Origin of the sequence: Synechococcus sp. MW101C3 (genome assembly GCF_002252635.1) — a bacterium.
GTDB lineage: Bacteria > Cyanobacteriota > Cyanobacteriia > PCC-6307 > Cyanobiaceae > MW101C3.
In genome coordinates this window covers 33,173-56,457 of the sequence record NZ_NQKX01000003.1, presented here as the reverse complement: position 1 = coordinate 56,457, position 23,285 = coordinate 33,173, and the positions used below count along the sequence as shown (strand labels likewise).

The 23,285-nt window shown below is 65.9% G+C and carries 31 protein-coding genes; 20 read left to right on the top strand and 11 right to left on the bottom strand.

The window, feature by feature from the left end:
• Positions 1-343: 343 nt before the first annotated feature.
• Positions 344-559, top strand: coding sequence for a Nif11-like leader peptide family natural product precursor (locus tag CJZ80_RS04340; RefSeq protein ID WP_094510861.1), 216 nt, complete (start codon positions 344-346; stop codon positions 557-559).
• 146 nt (positions 560-705) lie between these two features.
• Here CJZ80_RS04340 and CJZ80_RS04335 read toward each other — a convergent pair whose 3' ends face one another.
• Complete coding sequence (locus CJZ80_RS04335; protein WP_094511058.1) at positions 706-1,092, bottom strand: hypothetical protein; 387 nt, start codon at positions 1,090-1,092, stop codon at positions 706-708.
• A 96-nt stretch (positions 1,093-1,188) separates the two neighbouring features.
• On the opposite strand from CJZ80_RS04335, the gene CJZ80_RS04330 reads away from it, so the two are divergent.
• From CJZ80_RS04330 to CJZ80_RS04310, 5 genes are all read left to right on the top strand, one after another.
• Positions 1,189-1,656, top strand: coding sequence for a TspO/MBR family protein (locus CJZ80_RS04330; protein WP_094510860.1), 468 nt, complete (start codon positions 1,189-1,191; stop codon positions 1,654-1,656).
• A gap of 13 nt (positions 1,657-1,669) precedes the next feature.
• Positions 1,670-2,332: an HD domain-containing protein gene (locus CJZ80_RS04325; RefSeq protein ID WP_094510859.1), complete on the top strand. Its 663-nt coding sequence runs from the start codon at positions 1,670-1,672 to the stop codon at positions 2,330-2,332.
• 207 nt (positions 2,333-2,539) lie between these two features.
• Complete coding sequence (locus tag CJZ80_RS04320; RefSeq protein WP_094510858.1) at positions 2,540-2,680, top strand: chlorophyll a/b-binding protein; 141 nt, start codon at positions 2,540-2,542, stop codon at positions 2,678-2,680.
• A 299-nt stretch (positions 2,681-2,979) separates the two neighbouring features.
• The gene (locus CJZ80_RS04315; RefSeq protein WP_094510857.1) at positions 2,980-3,216 is read left to right on the top strand and encodes a chlorophyll a/b-binding protein; all 237 of its coding nucleotides are present in this window, start codon (positions 2,980-2,982) and stop codon (positions 3,214-3,216) included.
• Between the two features lie 93 nt (positions 3,217-3,309).
• The gene (locus CJZ80_RS04310) at positions 3,310-3,741 is read left to right on the top strand and encodes an Rrf2 family transcriptional regulator (RefSeq protein ID WP_094510856.1); all 432 of its coding nucleotides are present in this window, start codon (positions 3,310-3,312) and stop codon (positions 3,739-3,741) included.
• 75 nt (positions 3,742-3,816) lie between these two features.
• On the opposite strand, the gene CJZ80_RS04305 is transcribed toward CJZ80_RS04310, so the two are convergent.
• The 3 genes from CJZ80_RS04305 to CJZ80_RS04295 all read right to left on the bottom strand — a co-directional run bounded on the left by CJZ80_RS04305 (position 3,817) and on the right by CJZ80_RS04295 (position 6,868).
• A complete protein-coding gene (locus CJZ80_RS04305) occupies positions 3,817-4,626 on the bottom strand; it encodes a class II glutamine amidotransferase (RefSeq protein WP_094510855.1) in 810 nt (269 codons plus the stop codon).
• Between the two features lie 7 nt (positions 4,627-4,633).
• Entirely contained in the window at positions 4,634-5,680 is a 1,047-nt protein-coding gene (locus CJZ80_RS04300) for a sulfate ABC transporter substrate-binding protein (RefSeq protein ID WP_198948232.1), read from the bottom strand.
• Positions 5,681-5,803: 123 nt separating this feature from the next.
• Positions 5,804-6,868: a sulfate ABC transporter substrate-binding protein gene (locus tag CJZ80_RS04295; RefSeq protein ID WP_233132801.1), complete on the bottom strand. Its 1,065-nt coding sequence runs from the start codon at positions 6,866-6,868 to the stop codon at positions 5,804-5,806.
• 193 nt (positions 6,869-7,061) lie between these two features.
• Between CJZ80_RS04295 and CJZ80_RS04290 the strand changes: the two genes are divergently transcribed.
• A complete protein-coding gene (locus tag CJZ80_RS04290) occupies positions 7,062-7,616 on the top strand; it encodes a Crp/Fnr family transcriptional regulator (protein ID WP_144036909.1) in 555 nt (184 codons plus the stop codon).
• A 172-nt stretch (positions 7,617-7,788) separates the two neighbouring features.
• On the opposite strand, the gene CJZ80_RS04285 is transcribed toward CJZ80_RS04290, so the two are convergent.
• Positions 7,789-8,853 carry a sulfate/molybdate ABC transporter ATP-binding protein gene (locus tag CJZ80_RS04285; RefSeq protein WP_094510852.1) on the bottom strand — a complete coding sequence of 355 codons (1,065 nt, stop codon included), beginning with the start codon at positions 8,851-8,853 and terminating at the stop codon, positions 7,789-7,791.
• Between the two features lie 122 nt (positions 8,854-8,975).
• On the opposite strand from CJZ80_RS04285, the gene cysT reads away from it, so the two are divergent.
• Entirely contained in the window at positions 8,976-9,845 is an 870-nt protein-coding gene (gene cysT / locus CJZ80_RS04280) for a sulfate ABC transporter permease subunit CysT (RefSeq protein WP_094510851.1), read from the top strand.
• Between the two features lie 86 nt (positions 9,846-9,931).
• Entirely contained in the window at positions 9,932-10,807 is an 876-nt protein-coding gene (locus CJZ80_RS04275; protein WP_094510850.1) for a sulfate ABC transporter permease, read from the top strand.
• A 273-nt stretch (positions 10,808-11,080) separates the two neighbouring features.
• On the opposite strand, the gene CJZ80_RS04265 is transcribed toward CJZ80_RS04275, so the two are convergent.
• Both CJZ80_RS04265 and CJZ80_RS04260 read right to left on the bottom strand, forming a co-directional pair.
• Entirely contained in the window at positions 11,081-11,653 is a 573-nt protein-coding gene (locus CJZ80_RS04265) for a peroxiredoxin (protein ID WP_094510848.1), read from the bottom strand.
• Positions 11,654-11,811: 158 nt separating this feature from the next.
• On the bottom strand, positions 11,812-12,639 hold the full coding sequence (locus CJZ80_RS04260; RefSeq protein WP_094510847.1) for a hypothetical protein: 828 nt from the start codon (positions 12,637-12,639) through the stop codon (positions 11,812-11,814).
• 76 nt (positions 12,640-12,715) lie between these two features.
• Between CJZ80_RS04260 and CJZ80_RS04255 the strand changes: the two genes are divergently transcribed.
• The 3 genes from CJZ80_RS04255 (at position 12,716) to rdgB (ending at position 14,503) form a co-directional block, all read left to right on the top strand.
• Positions 12,716-13,375: an NAD(P)H-dependent oxidoreductase gene (locus CJZ80_RS04255; protein WP_094510846.1), complete on the top strand. Its 660-nt coding sequence runs from the start codon at positions 12,716-12,718 to the stop codon at positions 13,373-13,375.
• A 154-nt stretch (positions 13,376-13,529) separates the two neighbouring features.
• A complete protein-coding gene (locus tag CJZ80_RS04250; protein ID WP_144036908.1) occupies positions 13,530-13,904 on the top strand; it encodes a hypothetical protein in 375 nt (124 codons plus the stop codon).
• The gene (rdgB, locus tag CJZ80_RS04245; RefSeq protein ID WP_255099495.1) at positions 13,901-14,503 is read left to right on the top strand and encodes an RdgB/HAM1 family non-canonical purine NTP pyrophosphatase; all 603 of its coding nucleotides are present in this window, start codon (positions 13,901-13,903) and stop codon (positions 14,501-14,503) included. Before CJZ80_RS04250 ends, rdgB begins: the two co-directional genes overlap by 4 nt.
• Before the next feature lie 67 nt (positions 14,504-14,570).
• Here the strand turns inward: rdgB and CJZ80_RS04240 are convergent, their stop codons facing one another.
• On the bottom strand, positions 14,571-15,281 hold the full coding sequence (locus CJZ80_RS04240) for a BMC domain-containing protein (protein ID WP_094510844.1): 711 nt from the start codon (positions 15,279-15,281) through the stop codon (positions 14,571-14,573).
• A gap of 226 nt (positions 15,282-15,507) precedes the next feature.
• On the opposite strand from CJZ80_RS04240, the gene CJZ80_RS04235 reads away from it, so the two are divergent.
• From CJZ80_RS04235 to CJZ80_RS04220, 4 genes are all read left to right on the top strand, one after another.
• Positions 15,508-15,807 carry a hypothetical protein gene (locus tag CJZ80_RS04235; RefSeq protein ID WP_094510843.1) on the top strand — a complete coding sequence of 100 codons (300 nt, stop codon included), beginning with the start codon at positions 15,508-15,510 and terminating at the stop codon, positions 15,805-15,807.
• Positions 15,808-15,844: 37 nt separating this feature from the next.
• On the top strand, positions 15,845-16,327 hold the full coding sequence (locus tag CJZ80_RS04230; RefSeq protein WP_233132800.1) for a hypothetical protein: 483 nt from the start codon (positions 15,845-15,847) through the stop codon (positions 16,325-16,327).
• Between the two features lie 70 nt (positions 16,328-16,397).
• Positions 16,398-16,871, top strand: coding sequence for a VOC family protein (locus CJZ80_RS04225; RefSeq protein WP_094510842.1), 474 nt, complete (start codon positions 16,398-16,400; stop codon positions 16,869-16,871).
• Positions 16,871-17,347, top strand: a complete 477-nt coding sequence (locus tag CJZ80_RS04220) for a cupin domain-containing protein (RefSeq protein ID WP_094510841.1) — start codon at positions 16,871-16,873, stop codon at positions 17,345-17,347. The genes CJZ80_RS04225 and CJZ80_RS04220 overlap by 1 nt, the downstream gene beginning before the upstream one ends.
• Here CJZ80_RS04220 and CJZ80_RS04215 read toward each other — a convergent pair.
• From CJZ80_RS04215 to CJZ80_RS04205, 3 genes are all read right to left on the bottom strand, one after another.
• A complete protein-coding gene (locus CJZ80_RS04215; protein ID WP_094510840.1) occupies positions 17,326-17,898 on the bottom strand; it encodes a DUF2808 domain-containing protein in 573 nt (190 codons plus the stop codon). The genes CJZ80_RS04220 and CJZ80_RS04215 overlap by 22 nt on opposite strands.
• A gap of 79 nt (positions 17,899-17,977) precedes the next feature.
• Positions 17,978-18,706, bottom strand: coding sequence for a DedA family protein (locus CJZ80_RS04210; protein ID WP_094510839.1), 729 nt, complete (start codon positions 18,704-18,706; stop codon positions 17,978-17,980).
• Entirely contained in the window at positions 18,703-20,016 is a 1,314-nt protein-coding gene (locus CJZ80_RS04205) for a glutathione S-transferase family protein (RefSeq protein WP_094510838.1), read from the bottom strand. Before CJZ80_RS04205 ends, CJZ80_RS04210 begins: the two co-directional genes overlap by 4 nt.
• A 776-nt stretch (positions 20,017-20,792) precedes the next feature.
• Between CJZ80_RS04205 and CJZ80_RS04200 the strand changes: the two genes are divergently transcribed.
• The 4 genes from CJZ80_RS04200 (at position 20,793) to CJZ80_RS04185 (ending at position 23,241) form a co-directional block, all read left to right on the top strand.
• Positions 20,793-21,515: a hypothetical protein gene (locus CJZ80_RS04200; RefSeq protein WP_144036907.1), complete on the top strand. Its 723-nt coding sequence runs from the start codon at positions 20,793-20,795 to the stop codon at positions 21,513-21,515.
• A gap of 433 nt (positions 21,516-21,948) precedes the next feature.
• On the top strand, positions 21,949-22,083 hold the full coding sequence (locus CJZ80_RS15780; protein WP_255374107.1) for a hypothetical protein: 135 nt from the start codon (positions 21,949-21,951) through the stop codon (positions 22,081-22,083).
• A gap of 237 nt (positions 22,084-22,320) precedes the next feature.
• Positions 22,321-22,629 (top strand): metalloregulator ArsR/SmtB family transcription factor, encoded by a 309-nt coding sequence (locus CJZ80_RS04190; RefSeq protein ID WP_311134124.1) that lies wholly within the window; start codon positions 22,321-22,323, stop codon positions 22,627-22,629.
• The gene (locus CJZ80_RS04185) at positions 22,630-23,241 is read left to right on the top strand and encodes a pentapeptide repeat-containing protein (protein WP_094510835.1); all 612 of its coding nucleotides are present in this window, start codon (positions 22,630-22,632) and stop codon (positions 23,239-23,241) included. It begins immediately after the preceding gene.
• Positions 23,242-23,285 lie beyond the last annotated feature (44 nt).

Below are 23,285 nucleotides of genomic sequence, written 5' to 3'. Positions count from 1 at the left end.
GAAGGCATCACCTGCTGAGTCATCACCTGCTGAGCCATCACCGGCAGCTGACATCAGACATTCAGTGACATCCAGCCCAGCCCGCCCCTATCAAGCCCCAATGTCACAGCTTCCAGACCATCCTCTCAACGATTGCTAGGTAGGCCTTGTCTTCGGTTTGCGTTTGCCTGCCTTCGTTCACACCTTTCGCCTGTGAGCACTAGGGATCACCATGGCCAGCGCCCCTCCAGGATCTGCGCCCGATGCGCCATGCACCGAGCCCTGCTTCCGCCTGCACCTGACCTCGCCGTCAGATGCCGTCACATGCCGTCAGGGACAATGCTGGCAGGTTGGCCTGGGCCCCATGTCGCGCGAACAGCTCAAGGCCTTTCTCCTCCGCATGCAGAACGACGCGGCGTTGAAGCAGCAGGTGCTGGCGGCTTCCACAGCCGACGACGTGGCTCAGATCGCCATCAAGCTGGGTTTTGAGTTCTCAGGGGACGAGCTGCTGCGGGCGTCCGGCCAGAAATTCGACAAGGTGACGGTACGCAAGAACGACGTGCCTGGCGAATACAGCTGAGAGCGGAACACTCCCTCGGGCCTGCATGGAACCCATCCTGCGGCCGCCACAGAGAGCACACCACGGCCGAGCACAACAAGGCCCAGCACAGCAAGGCCCAGCACTGTGAGCCCCTGCATCCAACGTCATCCCTTCCTTCTGAGCCTTCACAGTGCCGTGAAGGTGAGCGGTTCGTAGCGGGCCAGGCTCAGCCGCCAAAGTCCTTCGCCCCGTTGGCGCAGCTGATCGAGCAGCACCGCGGTGTCGCCATCGCGGATCCAGCGGGCCTTGAGTGCTGGCAGCTGCTCCTGCATCACCGCCAGAGGGAGCTGCAGCAGCAGCAGGCTGGCGTCGCCGCCGCAACGGCTCATCGGCTGTGCGTCGCTGCGCTGCCACAAGCGGACCAGCAGCTCCAGGGCCAGGGTCTTGCCCGGCTCGCCCGGGCCTGAGCCTGGGGCGATCGCCTCCTTCTGTGAGAGGCCATTGAGCGGCATGGCCCGCTGACCTCCCTGCTCGAGCAGGGCCAGACAGATCAGATAGGGCGCATCAGCCACGGCAGCATCCACAGACTCCGGGTCCAGCTTGGGCGGTCGCGGTGGGGCCCACGCGGCGAAGGGCGCGCCAGGCTGGAGGGGACTGTTTCGAGCGCCATGGTCGCTGCCCTGCTGATCCTGCTGGTGATGGTGGCGGTGGGGGTGCTGCTCAACCCCGGACGGGACCAGTTCGCCTGGTTCATCCGCCTGCGCCGTCCCGCCTGGCTCACCTTTGAGCGCCTGATTCCGGCGATCTGGGTGGCGATCTACGCCTGCTTCTATGCCTCGGCGCTGCTGGCCTGGGATGCCAGCCGGAGCTGGGGGCTGATGGCGGGCTACTTCGGGCTTCTGGTCTGGGTTCAGAGCTACACCTGGCTGATCTGCCGCACGCGCCGCCTCGCCAACGGCACCGCTGTGGGATTCGCCGGCTGGGTGTGGGGTCTGGCGCTCACCGTGGTGGTGTTGCAGATGTCAGGGCTGGCGGCTCTGCTGCTGGTGCCATATCTGCTCTGGAGCCCGGTGGGCACCTTCGTGACCTGGCAGATGCAGCAGCTCAATAGCGGACGCCCCCAACGCTTTGAGTGACCCCGCGCAGCCCATGGTGATCACGAGCCGCTACAGCCAGGCCCTGACCTGGGCCGATGAACTGCACCGCCCCCAGCGCCGCAAGGGCAAGCCGAACGTGCCCTACATCTCCCACCTGATCGCCGTCAGCTCCCTGGTCTGGGAAGACGGCGGCGATGAAGATCAGGCCATTGCGGCGCTGCTGCACGACGCCATCGAAGATGCGGGCGTCAGCCAGCACCAGATCGCCGCGCCGTTTGGCGAGCGGGTCGGCCGCATGGTGGCGGATTGCACGGACACCAGCGGGGCTGTGGTGGCGGGCGGAGAAAAGGAGCCCTGGATCCTGCGCAAGACACGCTATGTGGAGCACCTGCAGACCGTGTCGCCGGATTCCCTGCTGGTGACCGCCGCCGACAAGGCCCACAACGCCCAGGACATGGTGCTGGATGCCCGCCGCAAGTCCGACAGCTGGACCCGCTTCAACGCCGGTCTCGATGGCACTGTCTGGTATCTGCAGCAGATCCATCACACCCTCAACCAGCGCCTGCCCCACAGCCGCTCGAATGAACGGCTGGGCGAAGCGCTCAAGGAATTGATGGGCAGTGAGGCCTTCCTCCGCCTGGTTCCTGCTGGGGTGGCAGCTGAGGACTGGGCCGTTAGCTATCTGGAACGGCTAACGGCGGACTCTCTCTTCTGAGTGAGCTGGCTGCGGGAATTGGGCTGCGGATTGGGTTGAGGGGCTGGGCCGTGCCGATCCCCATGGCAGAGCGCTGCCGAGGAACGGTTGGACCTGCCGGTTCGATCGGATCGGCGTGATCGGTTCGGTGGCCAGCCGACGGAAACGGGCTGGCCGCCCAACCCCGTCACAATCTGTTACAGTCAATGAAACATTCCGCAACACCCCATGGCTGAATCCTCCCGCTTCGGTTTTGTCGCCTTCGCCGAAACCTGGAATGGCCGCCTGGCCATGCTCGGCTTCGTGATCGGGCTCGGCACCGAGCTGCTCACCGGTCAGGGCATCCTTTCCCAGCTCGGCCTCTCCTGATCGTCATGGACACCGATTACACCGCTTCGATCGCCGCTGTCTTCGCCCTCGTGGTGGTGCTCACCGGCATGGTGACCTTCATGCTGACCCGCCCCAGCGATCTCGCCTCGAAAAGCCAATGACCGCCACCATCGCTCTCGTTCTGTTTGGCACCTGGTTGGTGGGCGCCCTGCTCCAGCCCGCTCCGGCTTCCAACTGACGGCCGGTTTCGGGCTGACCTTTTCTTCCTCGCCAGACCTGCGGCTCCCCGGCTCACGTTCCTTTTTCTCCCGCTCACCCGATCCCCCGCCCCTCCAGCCATGACCAACACCCCCATCAACGCCCGTTACGCCCCTGAGCGGGATGAGCAGCAGCTGCACATGGAGCAGCTCCAGCGCGCCGAGCGCTTCAACGGCCGCGCCGCGATGCTCGGCATCGTGATCGGCATCCTCACCGAGGCCCTCACCGGCGCCGGCATCGCCCACCAAATCGGCCTCGGTCCGCTCGTCGACGGTTACGTCGCCTGCCGCACCCAGTTCCTGCCGTTCTGCTTCTGAGCCCGGCTGCCTGCTCGTGCTCAGGCCTGGGCAGGCTTTCCTACCGGTGAAGTGTCTTTTGCCTGGCACAGTGGAACGTCGGTGACAAGGGCCATGGCGTTCAGCGCGAAAACGGAATACGGCCTGATCGCCCTGATCGATCTGGCCGATGCCCATGGCACCGGTGAACTGCGGCAGACCGGTGACATCTGTCGCCGGCATGGCATTCCGGTGCGCTATCTCGAGCAGATGCTTACGGCCCTGCGCAAGGATGGCTTTCTCACCAGCATCCGGGGACCACGCGGTGGTTTCCAGCTGGCCCGGCCGCCCGGGGACATCACCATCGCCGCGGTGGAGATCTGCCTGGAAGGTGAATCCAGTAACGAGCGCCAGGGCGACCGCGACGACCCGGAATTTCAGGTGCTCAAGGCATTGGATCAGAAGCTGGATGAGGCGCGCGCTTCGTTGCTCTCCAGCACCACCCTGGCCGATCTGCTGGTGGAGCGAAACAAACGGCTCCAGCCCCAGCCGATGTTTTTCATCTGAGCGCTCGCTGCTGACTGGTGGGCTTGCATCAGCAGCCTGAGCTGTGAGCTCACGCACAAACCTTGGGCGCCACGCTCACACCTGAAGGCTCTGCAATTCCTTCCTGCCGGGCTGCAGGCGGCGCCGGATTTCCCCGTCGATCAGCAGCATCGATTCCCCGCGCGCGAAGGGCTGCCACTGTTCATCGGTGGTGAGCGGCTCGGTGCTGAGGATTGTCACCACATCCTTGGCGGTTGTCACGCAGGAAAAATCCACCTGCAGGGGCAGATCGGCCAGGGTGGCCCTGCCAAACGGCGCCCGGCGGGTGAGCCAGTGCAGCCGGGTGGTGGCGCTGGCGAACAGCCAGCGGCCATTGCTGATCAGCACATTGAAGGTGCCCCTCTGTGCCAGCTCGGCGGCGCCGTGGTGCAACAACTCGAAGAGGGCGGCGGGATTCTCCGGATCGGGCTGGGCCGCATCGAGCTGCTGCAGGATCCAGCAGAAGGCTGCTTCACTGTCGGTGCTGCCGCAGGGGCGGTGCTGATCTCCCAGCGGAATCTCCCCCTGAAGATCCCCGTTGTGGGCGAACACCCAGCGCTGGCCCTGCCAGGACCGCGCAAAGGGATGGCAGTTGTCGAGGGCCACCACACCGCGGGTGGCCTTGCGGATGTGGGCGATGCTCACCAGTGCCTTGGGGGAGCGCTCCGCCAGCTGATCCGCCAGGGCGGAGAAGGCGGCGGGGGCGTCCTCCCGCAGCACGGTGAGGCCATGGCCATCGGGGGTGAAGCTGGCCAGCCCCCAGCCGTCGGCATGCTCGCCGGTGGCCCCCCCGCGGCGGCTCAGCCCCCGGAAGGAGAAGCCCATGTCGGTGGGGGTATTCGCGTTGAGGGCCAGCAGCTCACACATGGTCGGCTCAGCGGGTGTTGGCGAATAGACGGTCCCAGAGCCCGCCGTCGCCGAAGAACTCTTTGTTCACCTTGGGCCAGCCGCCGAAGTCGGCCACCGTGAAGAAGGTCTTCACTGGGGCAAAGCGACCCTTCACGCGCGCCCAGACCGTGGGGTTGGTGGGGCGGAATCCCTCCTCGGCAAAAACGGCCTGGGCCTCTTCGCTGAACAGATAGGCGGCCAGGGCTTCGGCGGCCTTGCGCGTGCCCTTGCGCTCCACCACCTTGTCGACCACGGCCACAGGACCTTCGATGCGGATGTTGAGCTCCGGCACCACGAAGGGATCCTTGAGCACACCGCTGCGGGTGGCCAGGATCGCTTCGTTTTCGTAATTCAACAGCACATCCCCCTGGTCGCGCTTGAGGAACACGTCGGAGGCTTCGCGGGCATCCTTGGGCAGGTTATCGACGTTCTTGTAGACGCCGGAGACAAACGTCTCGGCCTTTTGCTGGCTGCCGCCGGACTGGGTCACCGAGCCCCACAGGCCCAGGAAATTCCAGCGGGCACCCCCGGAGGTTTTCGGGTTGGCCGTTACCACCGTGATGCCGGGCTTGGTCAGATCGGCCCAGCTGGCGATGCGCTTGGGGTTGCCGGGCCGCACCAGGAAGGCCACGGCGGAGTTGGTGATGATGCTCGCGTTGGGGAATTCCTTTTCCCAGCCGGGATCCACAAACCCGGACTCCTCGAGTTTGTGCACGTCCGCGGCCAGGGCCAGGGTGACCACATCGGCATCGAGGCCATCGATCACCGCCCGGGTCTGGGTGCCGGAACCGCCGTAGCTGGTTTTGATCGCGAGCTCCTGGCCTGTTTTCGCTTTCCAGGACGCGATGAACTTCGGCAGCAGGCGGTCGTAGGCGCCTTTGGTGACGGCGTAGCTGACCAGCAACAGCTCCTGCCGTTCGCCGCCGCTGCCGGCCGCGTCGCCCGGGGCTGGCGTCGAGCCGCCGCAGCTGGTCAGCAGCAGCAGGGAACCTGCCGCGGAAAGGGCGAGCAGGCGCAGGGAAGACTTAACCACGTATTCCGGTCGGAAACTCGCCTTAAAGATACCACGGCAATCCGATCGGAAACTGTGTTCAAGCCATCGGCCCCAGGCCGCGTGGGCTGGGGCTGGAGTTGAAACTGGGACTGGCGCCGCTGCTCAGCGGGTGGCGCGGAAGATCTGATCCCAGATGGCGCCATTGGCAAAGAACTTGCTGGTCACCGCAGGCCAGCCGCCGAAGGTGTCGATCGTGAAGGCCTTGAAGGCGGGGAATCGGCCCCGGGCCAGGGCCTTGCCGGCGGCGGTGGCGGGCCGAAAGCCGTTCTCCACGAACACTCTCTGAGCTGGGGCGGTATAGAGAAACCGGGTGAAGGCTTCCGCCACCCTGCGGCTGCCGCGCCGGTCCACCACCCTGTCCACGACGGCCACGGGCTGGGCCGTCAGCACATTGGGCGAGAAGGTTTTCCAGGGTTCCTTCCACTCCCCTTTGCGCCTGGCCAGGATCGCTTCGGTTTCCCAGTTGAGCAGCACATCTCCCTGGTTGCGCTTGAGGAAGAAGTCGGTGGCTTCGCGGGCATCTTTTGGCAGAACTTCGGCGTTCTTATAGACATCCCGGATGAAGCTTCTGGCCTTGGTCTCGCTGCCGCCCGGCGACTGGGTGACGGCTCCCCAGAGGGCCACGAAGTTCCAGCGGGCGCCCCCTGATGTTTTGGGATTGGCAGCCACCAGATTCACATCAGGGCGTGCGAGATCAGCCCAGCTGTTGATCCGTTTGGGGTTCCCCTTGCGCACGAAGGCCACCACCGTGGAGTGGATCGGTGCCGCATTGTTGGGCAGTTGGTTCTGCCAGCCCGGCCTGATCAGGCCGGCCCGTTCGATCGCCAGCGTGTCAGCGGCCAGGGCCAGGCTCACCACATCGGCCTCCAGCCCATCGATCACGGCACGGGCCTGGCTGCCGGAGCCGCCATAGCTGCCGCGGAAGGTCACGATCTGACCGGTCTTCTGTTTCCAGTCGGCGGCGAACAGCCGGAAGATCTGGTCATAGGCGTTCTTGGTCACCGCATACGACACCACCGTGAGCGTGATCGGTTTGGGCGGTTGCTGGGCATGGGCGATGGAGCCATGCAGGTGGACGGCGGCGCCGGCCGTCAGGGGCAGGAGGGCCAGTCCGGTGAGCAGCAACTGGCGGCGCCGCAAAGGGGCCGGCGTCGAAGAGTCAACCACGGTTCGTCGATCGGGAACTTGTGCAAGTTATGGCGAGTGCGCCTGAGGTGGTGTGCCTCAAAATACCGGTACCTCGATCGGGAATAAGTCATAGTCTCCGACAGTTGCTTGCCCCCCATGGCCTGTTCGTCGCGAATGCCCTCTTGCTCGCTTTCGCCGTGCCCGAACCGCCACCCCATCGCCCGCCGACACCGTGACACCTTCCCTGCACCACAGCCCCTTGCAGCTGACGCTCCACCCTCAGGACGTGCTCCCCGAAGCGATGAGCTGGCGCCTGCATGAGGGCTACGTGCGTTCAGTGGCCTGGGATCTCGAAGGCGAATGCCTTGCCCTCGGCCTCTGGGGGCCTGGCGAGGTGATCACCTCTGAGGATCCCGTGATCCAGCCCCTTGAACTGCAGTGCCTCACCACCGTGGTGGTGGAGCACATCACCTTTGAGCCCGGGCTTCAGCAGCAGCACCTGCGCAGAGAACGCCAGATGCTGGCCGAACTGCTCACCATCCAGCGGATCCGCGCCGGCGATCGCCGCCTGCTGACGCTGCTCACCTGGATCGCCCGGTCCCATGGGCAGATCAACCGCCATGGCTGCCGCCTGTCGTTGAGTGAGCTCAACCTCACCCACCGCGGTCTGGCCGAACTCTGCGGCCTCACACGCGTCACCGTTACCAAACTGCTCAGCCGCTTTCGCGCCGAAGGCCGCCTCGTCGCCGTGGGTGACAACGATCTGCTGATCCCCCGCCAGCCATGAGCGCCGTCACCCCTCCCTGGTGCCTCCATTGGGGCCGCGACGGCGAACTCGACAGCCGCGATCGCCAGGACGTGCTGGACGCACTGCTGGTTCAGGAGCAGGGCCTGGCCCGCCTGCTGCTCCATCAGGCCCGGCCAGGTGCGCTGCCACCGCGCCCGCCCGGAGCTGAGGCTCAGATCACGAAGTCGGACACGAAGGTGCGCGCTTCCCGGCTGGTGATGTGCAGGGCATCGCCGGCCTTGAGGTCGTGGTAGTCGATGCGTTCGCGTGGCAGCTGGGCCATCACCACCTCGCCACTGCCGAGCACCAGTTCGGCCTGGATGTCACGGCCCATGTGAGTGAGCCGGCGCAGCACCGCCGGCACGCTGCCGCTCTGGGCGGTGCGGTGCAGCTCCAGATCATGGGGGCGGATGAACAGATTGCCTTTCTGCTGCTGCTCGCCGGCAACGGCAGCAGCGGTCGCCTCGGCGGCACCGCCTGCAACAGCGGCACCACTGGGGGCCAGTGGAACGTGGGCCGGCAGCACGTTCACCGCACCCACGAAACTCATCACGAAGGGGCTGGCCGGCTGGTCGTAGATCTCCGCGGGGGAGCCGATCTGCTCGACCCTGCCGTTGTTCATCACCACGATGCGATCCGCCACCTCCATGGCTTCTTCCTGGTCGTGGGTCACGATCACCGTGGTCACGTGCATCTCGTCGTGCAGGTTGCGCAGCCAGGCGCGCAGTTCCTTGCGCACCTTGGCGTCGAGAGCGCTGAACGGTTCATCCAGAAGCAGCACACGGGGCTGTACCGCCAGCGCACGGGCCAGGGCCACCCGCTGACGCTGGCCGCCGGAGAGCTGGGAGGGGTAGCGGTTGCCGAACCCCTGCAGTTGCACCAGCTCCAGCAGTTCATCGACGCGGCGTCGAATCGTGGCAGGGCTCCAGCCACGCAGCTCCAGCCCGAAGCCCACGTTCTGACGCACGCTGCGGTGCTTGAACAGGGCGAAGTGCTGGAACACGAAGCCCACCTGCCGATCCTGCACCGAGCGGCTGGTGGCCTCTTCGCCGGTGATCCAGATGCGGCCGTCGTCAGCCTCCTCAAGGCCGGCGATCAGGCGCAGCAGGGTGCTTTTGCCTGAACCGGACGGCCCCAGCAGAGCCACCAGCGAACCCGTTTCCACGTCAAGGCTGACATCGTCGACGGCGCGGAAAGAACCGAACTGTTTGCTCACACCGGCAACGCGGATGCCCATGACAGAGGGAGGCGGTGAACGACCGCCGCACGCTACAGCAATAGTCCTATTTCCCACCGACGTACCGTTGAACTAATCGGCAAACGGTGATACGGTCCCGCCAACCGCTGCCGTCTTCCGCCATGACTCCTGTCCTGCTGGTCCGAGCCCGACGACTGGAGCTGCCCAGCTGGCTGCAATTGAGCTGGTCGTGGCGGATCACCTGGCTCTACATGGCCTTCGTGCTGTTCCTGCCGCTCGGAGCCCTGGCCCTCAAGGCCGCCTCCGTGAGCCCGGATCAGTTCTGGCGGCTTGCCACGACCCCCGAAGCACTGGCCACCTACCGGGTCAGCTTCGGCCTGTCGCTGCTGGCCGCCCTGCTCAACGGGGTGTTCGGGCTGGTGATCGCCTGGGCCCTGGTGCGCTGCAGCTTCCCCGGCCGGCGCCTGCTCGATGCCCTGATCGACCTCCCCTTCGCCCTGCCCACCGCCGTGGCGGGTCTGGCCCTGGCGGCGATTTACAGCACCAACGGCTGGATCGGCGGTCCCCTGTTCGCTCTGTTCGGGCTGAAGGTGTCGTTCACCTGGCTGGGCGTGGCGATCGCGATGGTGTTCATCTCCCTGCCCTTCGTGGTGCGCAGCGTGGAGCCGGTGCTCGAGGCCCTGGAACGCGACCAGGAGGAAGCCGCCTGGTGCCTGGGGGCCAGCCCCAGACAAACCCTCACCAAGGTGGTGCTGCCGCAGCTGATGCCCGCGATCCTGGCCGGTGTGGCCCAGGGCTACAGCCGCGCCGTGGGGGAATACGGCTCGGTGGTGATGATCTCCTCCAACGTGCCGTTCAAGGATCTGATCACCCCCACCTTGATCATCCAGAAGCTCGAGGAATATGACTTCGAAGCCGCCACCGTGATTGGCATGGTGATGCTCGGCTTCTCGCTGGTGAGCCTGCTGATGATCAACGGCCTGCAGGTGTGGGGACGCCACTGGGAAGCCAACCCAGCCACCGGCGCCTGAGCAGTGCGGTGGCTGTGAGCAGTTCGTTGGCTGCGTTCAGCCCGTTCCATCCAATCAGCCCTTGAATCGTTACCCCTGAGATTCCGATGCCTTCACCGTTGCGTGGTTTGCGCCTGCCTGTGCCCAAGTTTCAGGCTGCCAGCCTGATTCCCGTGATCGCCATGCTTTATGTGGGCGTGATCATCCTGCTGCCAGCTCTGGAGGTGGTGGCCGGCGCCTTCGCCAAGGGGCTGGCACCCTTCATCGACAACGTGCAATCCGAGGAACTGCGCTCGGCAGTGATGCTGACGCTGCGCTGCACCGCCATCGCCGTGCCGGCCAACACGGTGTTCGGCCTGGCGGCGGCCACGGCCATCGCCCGGCGCCAGTTCCGCGGCAAAGCCCTGCTGCTCAGTGTGATCGACCTTCCCTTCTCGATCTCACCGGTGGTGGTGGGCCTGATGCTGGTGCTGCTCTACAGCCCCACCAACGGACTGCTCGGTGGTGTGGTCAGCAGCCTGGGATGGAAGATCATCTTTTCCTGGCCCGGCATGGCCCTGGCCACGATCATCGTCACCTTTCCGTTCATGGCGCGGGAGGTGATTCCGCTGCTGGAGGAGGAAGGCTGGGACCAGGAAGAGGCGGCGCGCACCCTCGGCGCCTCCAACTGGCAGGTGTTCTGGAAGGTGACCTTGCCTTCGGTGCGCTGGGCGGTGGTGTACGGGCTGATCCTCACCACAGCCCGCGCCCTGGGAGAATTCGGCGCGGTGGCCGTGGTGAGCGGCAATATCGCCGGCCAGACCCAGACGCTGCCGCTGTTCGTCGAAGATGCCTACAAGCAGTACAACACCGAACTGGCCTATGGCGCGGCCCTGGTGCTGGCCGGTGCCGGCCTGGTATCACTGCTGCTGAAGCTGTTCGTGGAGCAGCTGATCGGTGGCGCCCGCAAAGAGAGCGTTGCCGAGCCGGAGTCGATCAGCTGACAGGTGCCGCCACGATCGACATGGTGCTGTCAAGGATGCAATGGTGCGTCAAAAGCGAGAGGCTGCGGCCATCAGCGCCATGGTGTTGCACGGAGCTGATTGGCGTTGCAAGGAGCTGATGGGTGCCGCCAGCCTCATAAGGATTCAGCCCGGCTTTCAAGAATTCCACGGGCCGCAATCGTTTCCCTCGGACATCCTTCAGCCAAGAAAAAAGCCCAGCGGCAAACCGCTGGGCAAGCAGAACAGGTGAGCCCGGAAGCTCAGCTGAGGCGATCAGCCCACGAAGGCACGCACCGGTGCTGACACGCCGGGCGACTGGGTGCCCTTCAGGTAGGCAAGCATGGTGTCGGCATCCGACACTTCAAACGGATCGCTGGCGCAGTTGTCTTCGTAGCCGGGCTCCACGAACAGCTTCTCGATCGTGCCGTCATTGACGAGCATCGAATAGCGCCAGGAGCGCAGACCGAAGCCCAGATTGCTCTTCTCCACCAGCATCCCCATCTTGCGGGTGAATTCGCCGTTGCCGTCAGGCAGCAGGAACACCTTGTCGGCGCCCACTTGCTTGCCCCACTGGTACATCACGAAGGCGTCGTTCACTGAGACGCACACGATCTGATCCACACCCAGGGCCTGGAACTCGGCGGAGAGCTCCTCATAGCGGGGCAGGTGGTTGGAGGAGCAGGTGGGGGTGAAGGCCCCGGGCAGGGAGAACACCACCACTTTCTTGCCCTTGAACAGGTCGTCGGTGCTCAGATCCTGCCAGCGGAAGGGGTTGGGGCCCTCCACGGATTCGTCGCGCACGCGTGTCTTGAAGATCACGCTGGGAACACGGTCGATGACAGCCATGAAAGGGAATGCGGAACGTACAGATCGCTGCAACGCCTGGGGGCGTCGTCGCGGTCAGATTAAGTCATAGTCATTTCGGATAAGCGGCGTGAAGGGTCGGTTTTCGCCACCTCCTCCGCCCATCAGCGCTGCAGGGTTCGCCACGTGGGTCATGGCGCTCACGGTGGCTGGTGCCGGCTCAATTCCCAGCGGCTCAGGTGATGGGCGGCGTCAAAACTGAGGCAGACCTGCGCAAAGTGATCGGCCCGCAGCAGGCAGCCGAACTGGAGCTGAAAGGGTCCGGCGGGCAGGCGATCGGGCAGCGAGCACACCAGGTTGTCGTCGAAGGCGGCGGTGTGGCAATGGAGGGCGAACGCAGCCGGCTCAAAGCCAGTGATCGGCGCGGCAGCGGAGGGCTCCTCCGGCCAGACCCCCGGTTCAAGCACGTGCCGCTCACCCGGCCAGCCGCACACCCGTTCCAGCAGCTCGTCAGCGGAAGCCAGCGGCCCCCGCGGCGGATCGATCGAGCCCCGCTGGCACCGGAACGCTGTGGCGCCAACCGATTCAAGCTGGACGGAGCCGTCACTCATCGGCTCAAACAGAGCGATCAGCATCGAGCGGGAGCGGCCGCTGAACAGGTTGATCTCGTGGCCGCAGCGGGCCACGTCACCGGTCATCGTCAGGCTCGACTGGCCTCCCGCCCCGGGGAATTGCCAGCAGCTGCCACTGCTGTTGTAGGTGCTGCGGCTCAGCGGCAGGATCCGCTCGTTGCCAGGGGCGAAGCGCAGGCCGGTGCCGTGCCAGGTGCCGTGGTCGGCATCGCTGAACGCAATGGCATAGGTGCTCTGGGGAATGTCCAGCGAAGGCCGCTGGAAATCAAAACCGCTGGGCTGACGGAGATACCAGCGGGTGGGCCCTTGCCAGTGGCCTTCGAAATTGGCGCGGTTGAGTTCCCACTGGCGCTTCTGCCCTAGCGCCTCCCGATCAGAGCCAGGCGGCCTTTCCATTGGCTCAGCCTATCGATCACGGCCGGCCAAACCCACCACCTGTGGCCAGAATCGCCTCAACCCGGCACCACCTTGCATGCGTCCCACTCCCGCCACCGACCCCCTCACCGTGCTGGAGGCTCTGCAGTGGCGCTACGCCACCAAGATGTTCGATGCCGCGCGCACCATTCCCGCTGAGCTCTGGAGCAACCTTGAGCAGTCGCTGGTGCTCAGCCCCTCCTCTTACGGCCTGCAGCCGTGGAAGTTCCTGGTGATCGAGGATCCTGCCCTGCGCAGTGAGCTGCGTCCCTTCTCCTGGAACCAGTCGCAGATCACCGACGCTTCCCATCTGGTGGTGTTCCTGGCCAAGCGCACGATCGACGGTGCCGATCTCGATCGCCTGATCGAGGCCACCAGCACGATCCGCGAGCAGCCGATCGAGCAGCTGGCCTTCTATCGCTCGATGATGCAGAAAGACCTGCTCGATGGTCCCCGCAGCGCCCTGATCGATCAGTGGTCCACCAACCAGCTGTACATCGCCCTTGGGACCTTCATGACGGCGGCCGCGCTGCTCGGCATCGACACCTGCCCGATCGAGGGCTTTTCTCCCCCCGACTACGACCGGCTGCTTGGGCTTGAAGCCTCCCCCTACCGCAGCGCAGTGGTCTGCGCCGCCGGCTACCGCTCTGCCGATGATAAGTACGCCAGCCTGGCGAAGATCCGTTACTCCACAGCGGAGTTGATCGAGCACCGCTGAAGGCGTCGGCCTGCGCAGCCGCCGCATGCCGCTGCCACTCCGGGCTGAGCCACAGCCCTCTGGTTGGCCTCCCCGCTCGCCCGCGCCCGCGCCAGCTTGGGCGAACGCTGAGCGAAGATGCGGGGATTCGCTGACCCCCATGGCTCGATTGATCATGGTTCTCAAGCCCCGCGGGCCGGCGGCGGAACAGGATCTGATTCCCGTTCTGCTGCCTGCGCTCGTTCAGCTGGGCACCGAAATCGATCAGCAGGGGCCCGTCCACCTGAGTGGCCTGCTGCGCGTGCCGCCCCAGGGGCTGGCGGTGCAGCTGTTCGCCGATGTGCAGCCTCAGTCGGATGGCCCCGAACTGGATGTGGTGCTGATGAGCGGCGAAGCCATGACCAAGGGCGCACCGCTCACCCGCCAGACCCTGCAATCCCTGATTGATCTGCTGCCGCTGCATGCCGCAGGCCTGGAGCTGATCTTCCGCTCCGACCGCGACGGCCCGCTGCCGCGTCAGAAGCGTGCTCCGGCTCCCGCCAGCCGGTGATCCGCGCCGTTGGTGATGGGGGGCCGCTGCTGGTGATCGCCAGCAGCAACCGGCACAAGATCCGCGAGCTTGCGGCGATGCTGGAGGCGGCTCGTCTGCAGGTGCTCCCTCAGCCCGACGGGCTCGAGGTGGAGGAAACGGGCGCCACCTTCGCCGAGAACGCCCGGCTCAAGGCGGAAACCGTGGCCGCCCTCACCGGCCGCTGGACCCTGGCCGATGACTCCGGGCTGTGTGTCGATGCCCTGGGCGGCGCGCCGGGCATCTACTCGGCCCGCTACGCCCCCAGCGATGCCGAGCGCGTCAGCCGGCTGTTGCAGGAGCTTGGTGACACCCCCTACCGCAGCGCCGCAATCGTGTCGGCGCTGGCGCTGGCGGATCCCAGCGGCCGCACCGTGCTGGAAGCCGAGGGCATCTGCCGCGGCGAGATCCTTACCCGCCCGGTGCAGGCCCCTGGCTATGGCTACAACACGCTGCTGCATGTGCGCGAGGCCGGCTGCACGCTGGCCGAGATGAGCACCCATCAGCTCGAGAAGCTCGGCAGCCGCGCCAAGGCCGCCCGCCAGCTGGCCCCGGAGCTGCGCCGGTTGCTGGGCGTCTGAGCCCTGCCGGCTGCGGAGCCTGTCCGCAGCGGATCACCAGCGCCACACCCTTCGGCCAGGGTGGCGTCTAGCGGTTGATCACCTCGATCGCGCGCATGGCTGCGGCATAGGCTTCATCCACATCGCCTTCGCGGCCCGCAAGGGTGAGGCGGCCGTAGGCGCCCACGGCTTTCACATCCACCACGGTGATGTTCGACGACTTCTCTGCCTCGTTGGCGGCGATCAGCACGTAGCCGGCGGGCTCGGTTTCCAGGATGAACATGCTCATGCCCGACTGGATCATCGAGCCGCGGCGGTTCTGGCGGTTGATCAGCACCGCATGGTCGGGGGTGATGGCGCGGATGATCTCCGACCAGGTGACCTCGCAACGCCCGCGCCGCTCCACCGTGGTGCCCATGGCATCCACCACCGCCTGGCCGGAGAGCAACACGCTGCTCTGATCGCGGTGATAGAGCGCCAGCGAGCCGAAGGCCCGCTCCACCACCTTCTGGCCGAGCCGCACGGTGCTGGCCTTCAAGGCGATGTCGGTGAGGCGGTGCACCGCCATGCCCGGTGCCACCTCCAGCCAGAGGCAGGCATCGCCGGGGATCGGCAGGAACCCCTGCGACACCGTGCCCATGTAGGCCGCCAGCTGGGGCTGCAGCGAATCGAGGAACACGTAGGCCCTCAGCTCGATCTCCGCGCCCAGCTGAATCGAGGGGCTATGGCTGCCGGTGAGACGCGTGAGGCTGGACCGGCGGGCGGGCTGCGCTCTGGAGTCGCCGGGGCTGAAGGACACGTTCGCTGGCAGTGGGATCGATCGGCGGACGGGATGCAATCGGCTGGATTCGCCTCCGCCGCGCCTGTGCACCGCAGGCCGATTCCCCTGGACGTGGGGCGTTCAACTGGTGCGGATCCTACCGTTCGGCCCCCACCAGTCCTGGCTGCGCGGGGCTCGGTGGGAAGGGCTACAGCAGCGTCCGCCAGCGCCGCTAACACAGGGGCCTGCCGCTGCATCGCTCGCCATGCTCACCCCCACCACCCGCTTGAAGCTGCAAGCCATCCTGCGCCGCATCGAAGCGGCCCAACCGGTGACCCTGCAGGAACGCATCTATCTCCAGAAGTTCGCCAGCCGCGATGGCGCCGTGGCCAGCTGGGTGCGCCGAACCGAGCGGCGGCGTCTGCACGACGCAGACGATGGCCTGGATCGCCTGCTGAGCGATCTGGATCTTGCCGATCCCGATCCTGCAGCCCCATTTCATCCCGATCACGATGACATCGGCGACTGGTTCAGTGGCGCCCCCCACTGGTTGAAACGCAGTTGAACCGGTAATTTCCGGCCACGTGTGTCTCTTTCCGGTCATGACCACCAAGCGCACCAGCTCCGCCGCTGCCACCACCGGATCCACCACGCCGATCCCGCGCGACCCGAACGGCGGCGGGGATGGGTCGTTCGCCAGCTGGATCGCCGGCGCGATCGATCAGGGCGTCAAGCCGGAGCAGGCGCTGGCGGTGGTGGGTCTGGGTCTGATGCGCGGCATGGGCGGCGCGGCGATCGGCCTGCCGGTGGCCCAGGCCGATGGCTTCGATCTGGAAAGCCCGGTGCAGCTCCAGTCGATGAAGGGGCGGCTTGAAGCGATCGCGCTGGCGATCAGCACCGGCGCTCCCCTCTCCACCCATGAGGTGGGCCTGTTGCTGGGCGCCCGCCCCGGCGCTCCCCGGGTACGGCGTGCCGGTGTGGTGGCCGAGCGCATCGGTCGAAATGTCTGGCAACTGCGCCGCTCCAGCGACGACGAGCGTTCCTCCAACGCGGGCTTCAGCGAAGGCTTCCGCCGCCGGCTCTGAACGCAAGCCTTCAGGCTGGTCCGAGCGTGTGTGTCCCACTCTGTGATGACCGCGCCGGCGCTTTCCCCTCATGACCGCGCAGGCGCTGTTCCATCTCTCGTTTCCGGCGTTCGACCTCGACGCCACCGAACGGTGGTATGTGGAGGGCCTTGGCTGCCGGCGCGGCCGCCGCAGCGCCACGGCCCTGGTGCTGGGCCTCGGTGGCCATCAGCTGGTGGCCCATCTCGTGCCGGCCGAGGGTGCTGAGGGGTCTGATCCGCCGCAGCGGGGCATTTACCCGCGCCACTTCGGCTTGATTGTTGCCGACGCCAGCCACTATGAGGCCCTTGAGCAGCGGGCACGGCAGCAGCAGCTGCGCTTCGGGGTCTCTGCCAAGACCCGCTTTGCCGGCGAGATGCTGGAGCACCGCAGCTTCTTCCTGATTGATCCGGCCGGCAACTGGCTGGAATTCAAGTGGTATCTCCATCCCGAGGCGGTGCTCGGCCTGGCCGACCTCGATCGGGTGGGCGAAACCGCCCCGTCTCCTGCCCCCCTGCCGCCGTGATGAACGAGCTGATCGCCGAGCTCAACCTGCTGCCCCACCCGGAGGGCGGCTTCTACCGGGAGATCCATCGCTCGCCGTTGCAGGTGCACCGCGAGGACGGCGCCGCGCGCGCCGCCTTCACCGTCATTCATTTCCTGCTGCCGGCGGGGGTGACCAGCCGCTGGCACCGGGTGAACGGCGCCGAGGAGAGCTGGCATCACCTGGCCGGTTCGCCGCTGCTGCTCTGGCGTGGGGCAGAGGATCCCGCCATCGCGCCGCCAGAGCAGCTCGAACTCGGCCCGCGCCACCCGGACCGTCCGCAGCAGGCGCCGTTTCAGCTGATCCCGGCCGGCTGGTGGCAGGCGGCCCGCAGCAGCGGCGCCTGGACCCTGGTGCACTGCTGCGTGGCGCCGGGCTTCAGCTTCGAGGATTTCGAGCTGCACCAGAGCAGCGAAGACCTGCTGCCGCAGCCGGATCAATACCAGTCGGGGGTGTAGATGCGCACCCGGCCCACCCCCACGGGGCTGGCCACCGGCTGCGGCCCCACCGGAAACGCCCGCACCGTGTAGAGGTAGGTGTCGGCCACGACCGGGTTGCGCACGGGCCGTAGCGACACGGTCACGGTTTCGCCGGGCATGGGCGGCTGGGGGAAGCGGATCAGAAACTGACGCCGCGCCTCATCGAAGCTTGCCTCCACCGGCACGGACCTGCCTTCGCGGCGCGGCTTGCCGATGAAGGCGCGGGTGCGGCTGGCGTCGAAGTCGAATTGCCAGTCGGCACCACCGATCTGCTGAACCTCCAGCGCTCCCAGCGCCGCACCGGCCTGCTCCGGCATCGGAATCGTGAGGTAGTACTCCGGCCAGGGTTGGGAGACGTTCGAGCTGTAGGTGATCAGGCTGAGCTGAAACGGGGCTTTCACGAAGTAGGTGGAGCCGCGGATTTCCACCGCTGCTGCCTGGCGCTCAAGCGTGGCCGGGGGCAGCGCGGCAGCCAGCAGCAGCGCCACGCTCACCAGCGCTCCCGTTGCCGGTGCGAGGCGGCGTTGCATGTCGCTGAATCGCCAGGTGCGTGGGAGGACGCCAAGGCGCCTGCGGGTGGGGTGGAGCATGGGCGGAGCGCGGAGCGCCTCAGGGGGTGGCAGGGTCGCTGGGGCCGGCATTGCTGGGGGGCACTGCGGCTTGCGGCGCGGCAGATTCCAGCAGGGGCGATTCCAGGCGGCTCAGCAGGCGGGGCAGCAGCAGGATCAGCACGATCAGCAGCAGGGCGCCGAGGCCGAAGCCCACCACACTCGAGAGCATGCGATCCAGGGGAATCCAGCGCCCGCCCAGCCAGGCCAGGGACACCATCGTGGTGGACCAGAGGGCGGCACCGGCGAAGTTGAACAGCAGGAAACGGCCATAGGGCATGCCCACCGCGCCGGCCAGGGGACCGGCGATCACCCGCAGCACGGCAACGAAGCGCCCGAGCAGCACCGAGGCATCCGCATGGCGGAGGAATCGGCGCCGCAGCACTTCCATCTGCTCGGGCCGCTGGCCCAGCAGGCGGCCTACCCGCAGCACCAGCGTCCAGCCGGCCCACCGCCCCACCAGATAGCCCAGGTTGTCGCCGATCACCGCACCCACCAGGGCGGCGCCGATCACACCCCCCACCTGCAGCTGGCCGCTGCCGGCGGCGTAGCCCCCCAGCAGGGTGAGGGTTTCACCGGGCAGCGGCAGACCGGCGTTCTCCAGCAGCATGCCGGCAAACACCACCAGGTAGCCCCAGCGGCTCAGCAGCCCCTGCAGCTGCTCGGTGCTGATGTCCGGCAGTGTGAACGCCAGAGGCAGCTGTGCGAGCAGCTCCAGGCTGATGGTCATGGCCGGTTCCGCCCTGCCACGCTGCGGCTGTCGCTGGTGAGCGTCGCTTCGCGATGGAAGGCGGCGGGATTCTGGTCGCGGCGGTGGCGCAACGGGAGTGCCGGCGCAGCGGGAATGGCAGCGGCCGTGCCTGCCGCCATCGCCACGATGGCGCTGTCGGCGGTGGCGGTGAGTGCCTGACGCAGGCGCCGGGCTGCATGGAGCGACATGTCCCGCGGCACGCTGATGCGGTCGCGCAGATAGCGCAGACCCATCACAGCACCGGGATCGATCCCGGCAGGCAGCGGGCAGGGCGTGTCGCGCGCCAGGGCTGTGAGCGCGCAGCGCAGCGCCAGATCGAAGGCTTCGGGCGGGGCGGGATTCACGCTGGCCAGGGTGTGACGGTGCCGCAGCATCCGCTGCAGCGCTTCAGCTGCCGCAGCGGCGGGCTCGGGGACAGAGGTTTCCGGATCGGGCGCACCGAGCGGCCAGGGTCCATGGTCGACCCGCTCGGCCGCTGCCTGCTGGGCGGGCGTGCCGCTGGGGTGGCACCCCCCCATCTGGGGTGGCAGGTCGTGGGCGTGGGTGTGGAAGTCGCTCTGGGTGCCCCGGTAGGTCTCCCGGGTTTCCATGGCCTCGAACCAGCGGGCGATGGCGCCGTGCCGCTGCCGGATGGCATAGGCCTTGTAGTAGTAGAGGCTGGCGCTCATGCGCTCGATGTAGGGAGTGAACACCACATCGGCGGTGCCGAAGCGCTCAAGGAAATAGGGGCCGGCAGTGGTGGCGAGGGCGCCATCGACCCGTTCGGCCACCCGATCGAAGGCTTCAGCGGCGAGCTGTTCGGCGCGGGGGGTGAGGCCGGGCCGGCAGAGCCAGAGGCACCAGGCCCGGAACAGCTCCCGCTCCAGCTGGCGCAAGGGCAGCACGCGCGCATTCAGCAGCCCATCGCCGAGAGGCCCGAAGGCCTGCTCCAACGCCGCGAGGATGTCGTCGCTCTCGGTATGGAGGCGGCCATCCAGCTCGACGGCAGGCAGCATGCCGGAGGGAACCAGGTTCCCGTACCAGGCCTCCTTCTCGCCGTAGCAGAACATCGTGACCTTGCGGACCCTGTAGGGGATCCGTTTCTCCTCCAGCCACAGCCACACTTTCTGGCAGTAGGGGCACCAGGCGTGATGGTCCCTGTACAGGGTGACGCGCACGGCACTCTCCGGCTGCCCGAACAATCGCAGCCGCGATTGGGCATTGCACGGACCCTCCACCCTGTCGGGGGGGTCAGGTGCCAGCGCTTCCAGCTCCGGCCAGCTCAGGGGAATGGTGGAAGGGTCCGGCAAGGGACGTGGTGGAGTGCGTCCATTCACGGTAGAGGGCAGGGCAGGTCTGCCGAACCGCACTGGGACCGATCAGGCCGGCTGGGTCAGGTTCAGAAGGGCCGTCACTCTCTGGCTGTGCCGACCAGGCAGAGCACCTCAGGGTCCTGACGCGCACCGGTTCACACGGGCCCATGTCCCCCCGCAGGGTTCATGGTGAATGGATAACCAAAGCCAAGCCGACTCGCGCAACAAACAGCACAATTTCATGGATCATTTGTCACAGTGTCTGCCCCTTCCTGGGGAAGCGCCACCAAGACGCCATGGATGGAGAATTGGAAATGCAATGACCCAAGGACTGCCCACTGCAAGAGGAGTGGATTTCATCATCTGACTTCATGAAGAATGTGGATAGCCGGTTCACCCAGCAAGACGTGGCCGTTCCGGACAATCCCAGCCCTTCGGGCCTGGGAGCTGCCAATCACGCCAGGAGTGGCCCTCAAGTACCGGACTATTGGCATTAACAAGTAATGCGGCTTAACTATTTTCTGCATACTCGCCAAAAGCTGGTCAACTTCTGAGCAAGAATTACGCTAATGGCTCCATCAGGCTGTTGAGTGGTGGCAGATTCTTCTGCTTCCGTGCCTGCCCGCATGAATGAACGGCTAGACACCAGGATGGTGATGCGGTGGCTTCCTCTCTACGAGCTGTGCTCCTACGCGGGAAGTTGCAACCGGGCCGCTGCGGATAGCAGATACTCCCAGGCCACCTTGAACCGGGCCCATCGTTGTCTGGAAGAATTGCTCGCCAAGGCGGAGGGCCGCCATCTTTATGATCTGCTCGATACCCTGCGGATGGCAGCTCAGAAGATGCGCACAGCCGAGGGTGTGTGCCGGGTGGAGGCTGATCCCTTCATTCGATTTGGTGGCAATGGCTTCATGATGGAGCGCTGGGCGCGCACCCATGCGGACATCTCCCGAAGCCTGCAACTGCTTAGTGAGCGGGTTTGTGATGCGTTCGTTGGCTCCATCTACGAGCTGGATCTGGAGCGGGGTCGCAAGATTGTGCACTTTCGTGGCCAGCAGATGCTGGCGGAGGCATTGGTGCGTACACCGCTCTGGCGGTTGGCCCCACGCCATACGGCGGCAACACTCGGCATCAATGATTCTGAACGCTTGGCGTTGGAGCCAACACTTCATCATCCGCGTCTGGTGCGTCGCCTGGAAACCAATGGTTACCGCATCCTCCCGGCAACGATCCGTAAACCTCGCCAGCACGACTACACCGTGGCCAGGGTGGTGAACCAACTTCAGGTGAATACTCTGCCCAAGCCCTATGTCTATTGCATGCTTGATCAAGCCCCGATTGAAGAGGACGTTATCGGCATCGTCTACAGCGCAACCTATGCCGAACAGCAACAGTCGTTTAGGGTCCTGATGCAGCAGATGACCCAGCACTTACGACAGTGCCTGGAAGATGAATTGCTGCTTTCCAAAAACAACCTCTCGTCGCTCATCAGCTGACGCAGTCATCGTGCAACGGGCCGCTCAAAACGATCCTCAGAACCTCTGCTCTGTGCAGGCCACATGCTGTTAGCAGCTGGGGGGAGCACTGCAAGTTCGCTGATCGCAGACGCCGGTTTGGGGGCGGTGGCGGTTGTGTGCGCCTCAGTGATCCCTGACATGGCCGTGGAGAGGGTGCGGATGGTCGTTAGGTTTTGCCGTCTGGCCAGGCAGGTGTTCCTGAAGTCTGCAGGAGGGTCAGCGGATTTGTTTCCTGACTTTCCTGTTGGTTTTGCCACTGGTTCGCACCAGTCAACGGTGTGGGCGATGTCGCGCTGGGCATCGGTTGTTCGGTGTGAGGATGATTTCTATCGCTTCACATGGATCATGCAGACTCTTGTGATCTAAGTCGAGGTTAGTGATCACTCCATCCTGCTCAGGCATTTTCAGCGGCATGATCAGCGGCATTGATCGCGGCAACGTTCAGGTTCAGCTGAAGGTGAAGACGGCGGCACCGAGCATCAAGCGCGAGGCCAGCTCGCGCATCCCAGCCCACGCAATAGGATTGGCTCAGTACACCTTCGCGTGAAGATGGTGCTGATGATGGTTGCTCGCTCGACGAGCAGCGATTGCGGATAGGTAGAGGCTTTCGTGGTGCCTCAACTGAACTCAACTCTTGTGCCGTTCTCTGGTGTGCTTAGTTTCCACGGCGCAAACCCACTGCCTTGCCGCTAGGCAGCCCGGCAAGAGGAGTTGACCCTGCGAGCTGTAGGCTCACCAAGTACGTGAGCGTCTGGACACGAAGGCGGTGGAAGGGCGTGAAGGCATGATGGAAGCTCTGGCAGAACACTTCAAGGTCTTTTCTGAGCCCAGTCGTTTGCTCGTGCTCCAGTGTTTGCGCCACGGCCCCCTGAACGTCACGGCGGTGGTTGAAAAGACCGGCCTCAGCCAGGCACTGGTGTCAAAGCACCTCAAGCTGCTCATGATTGCCGGTGTGGTTCGGCGGCGGCCGGAAGGCAGCCTGGTGTTCTACGAAGTGATTGATCCCAACGTGTTCCAGCTGATCGCCGCCTGCCAGGACCTCCTGCTCGCAGCCCGCCGCCAGCAACTCGACGCCCTCTCCACCAGCCTCTGAATGCCTACCCGGCTGCCCGCCACCATCAACGACCTGCGCCTCTCCTTGGCGGCCGGTGAACGGGCGTTTCCAGGTCTGGCCTTGCCTGAAGCCGATGCGGTGGAGCTTGTGCTCGCGGGTTGCGACCTGCGGGGCGGCCAGTTTCGGGCCATCCGGCTCGGCCACGCCGATCTGCGCGGCAGCCAGCTGGAAGGAGCCTGTTTCCAGCAGGCATTGCTGTGGGGCGCTGACATGCGCCAGCTCAGGGCCCACGGCAGTTCCTGGCAGGAGGCCGATCTCTCCGGCGCCCGCATGCAGGGTGCGGAATTCAATGGCGCTGCTCTGCATCGCAGCTGCCTGCGGGGCATTGCGGCGGCCGGCAGCGTGTGGCGTCAGGCGCGGCTGGTGGAGGCGGATTTCCGCCCTGGGCAGGATCAGCCCACCGACCTGAGCGGTGCCGATTTCACCGACGCTGACCTCAGCTTTGCCCGCCTCTCCGGGGTGCGGCTGCAGGGGGCCCGCCTTGTGGGGGCCTGCCTGTATGGCGCCGATCTCCGGCAGGCCGACCTGCGCGGCGCCGACCTGAGCGGCTGCGACCTGCAGACCTGCCAGCTCGATGAGCTGCCGAGCTGAGTGCCAGGCCGGCACGGGGGCACGCCCCGCCCTGCATGATTGAA

Bases quoted from the DNA above. Each gene is read 5' to 3' on its own strand.
- CJZ80_RS04325 (WP_094510859.1), top strand. From the start codon at position 1,670: ATGGTGATCACGAGCCGCTACAGCCAGGCCCTGACCTGGGCCGATGAA.
- CJZ80_RS04340 (WP_094510861.1), top strand. From the start codon at position 344: ATGTCGCGCGAACAGCTCAAGGCCTTTCTCCTCCGCATGCAGAACGAC.
- CJZ80_RS04235 (WP_094510843.1), top strand. From the start codon at position 15,508: ATGCTCACCCCCACCACCCGCTTGAAGCTGCAAGCCATCCTGCGCCGC.
- CJZ80_RS04310 (WP_094510856.1), top strand. From the start codon at position 3,310: ATGGCGTTCAGCGCGAAAACGGAATACGGCCTGATCGCCCTGATCGAT.
- CJZ80_RS04255 (WP_094510846.1), top strand. From the start codon at position 12,716: ATGCGTCCCACTCCCGCCACCGACCCCCTCACCGTGCTGGAGGCTCTG.
- CJZ80_RS04215 (WP_094510840.1), bottom strand. From the start codon at position 17,898: ATGCAACGCCGCCTCGCACCGGCAACGGGAGCGCTGGTGAGCGTGGCG.
- CJZ80_RS04250 (WP_144036908.1), top strand. From the start codon at position 13,530: ATGGTTCTCAAGCCCCGCGGGCCGGCGGCGGAACAGGATCTGATTCCC.
- CJZ80_RS04315 (WP_094510857.1), top strand. From the start codon at position 2,980: ATGACCAACACCCCCATCAACGCCCGTTACGCCCCTGAGCGGGATGAG.
- CJZ80_RS04305 (WP_094510855.1), bottom strand. From the start codon at position 4,626: ATGTGTGAGCTGCTGGCCCTCAACGCGAATACCCCCACCGACATGGGC.
- CJZ80_RS04225 (WP_094510842.1), top strand. From the start codon at position 16,398: ATGACCGCGCAGGCGCTGTTCCATCTCTCGTTTCCGGCGTTCGACCTC.
- cysT (WP_094510851.1), top strand. From the start codon at position 8,976: ATGACTCCTGTCCTGCTGGTCCGAGCCCGACGACTGGAGCTGCCCAGC.
- CJZ80_RS04330 (WP_094510860.1), top strand. From the start codon at position 1,189: ATGGTCGCTGCCCTGCTGATCCTGCTGGTGATGGTGGCGGTGGGGGTG.
- CJZ80_RS04265 (WP_094510848.1), bottom strand. From the start codon at position 11,653: ATGGCTGTCATCGACCGTGTTCCCAGCGTGATCTTCAAGACACGCGTG.
- CJZ80_RS04275 (WP_094510850.1), top strand. From the start codon at position 9,932: ATGCCTTCACCGTTGCGTGGTTTGCGCCTGCCTGTGCCCAAGTTTCAG.
- CJZ80_RS04185 (WP_094510835.1), top strand. From the start codon at position 22,630: ATGCCTACCCGGCTGCCCGCCACCATCAACGACCTGCGCCTCTCCTTG.
- CJZ80_RS15780 (WP_255374107.1), top strand. From the start codon at position 21,949: ATGATCAGCGGCATTGATCGCGGCAACGTTCAGGTTCAGCTGAAGGTG.
- CJZ80_RS04260 (WP_094510847.1), bottom strand. From the start codon at position 12,639: ATGGAAAGGCCGCCTGGCTCTGATCGGGAGGCGCTAGGGCAGAAGCGC.
- CJZ80_RS04285 (WP_094510852.1), bottom strand. From the start codon at position 8,853: ATGGGCATCCGCGTTGCCGGTGTGAGCAAACAGTTCGGTTCTTTCCGC.
- CJZ80_RS04230 (WP_233132800.1), top strand. From the start codon at position 15,845: ATGACCACCAAGCGCACCAGCTCCGCCGCTGCCACCACCGGATCCACC.
- CJZ80_RS04320 (WP_094510858.1), top strand. From the start codon at position 2,540: ATGGCTGAATCCTCCCGCTTCGGTTTTGTCGCCTTCGCCGAAACCTGG.
- CJZ80_RS04190 (WP_311134124.1), top strand. From the start codon at position 22,321: ATGATGGAAGCTCTGGCAGAACACTTCAAGGTCTTTTCTGAGCCCAGT.
- CJZ80_RS04210 (WP_094510839.1), bottom strand. From the start codon at position 18,706: ATGACCATCAGCCTGGAGCTGCTCGCACAGCTGCCTCTGGCGTTCACA.
- CJZ80_RS04220 (WP_094510841.1), top strand. From the start codon at position 16,871: ATGAACGAGCTGATCGCCGAGCTCAACCTGCTGCCCCACCCGGAGGGC.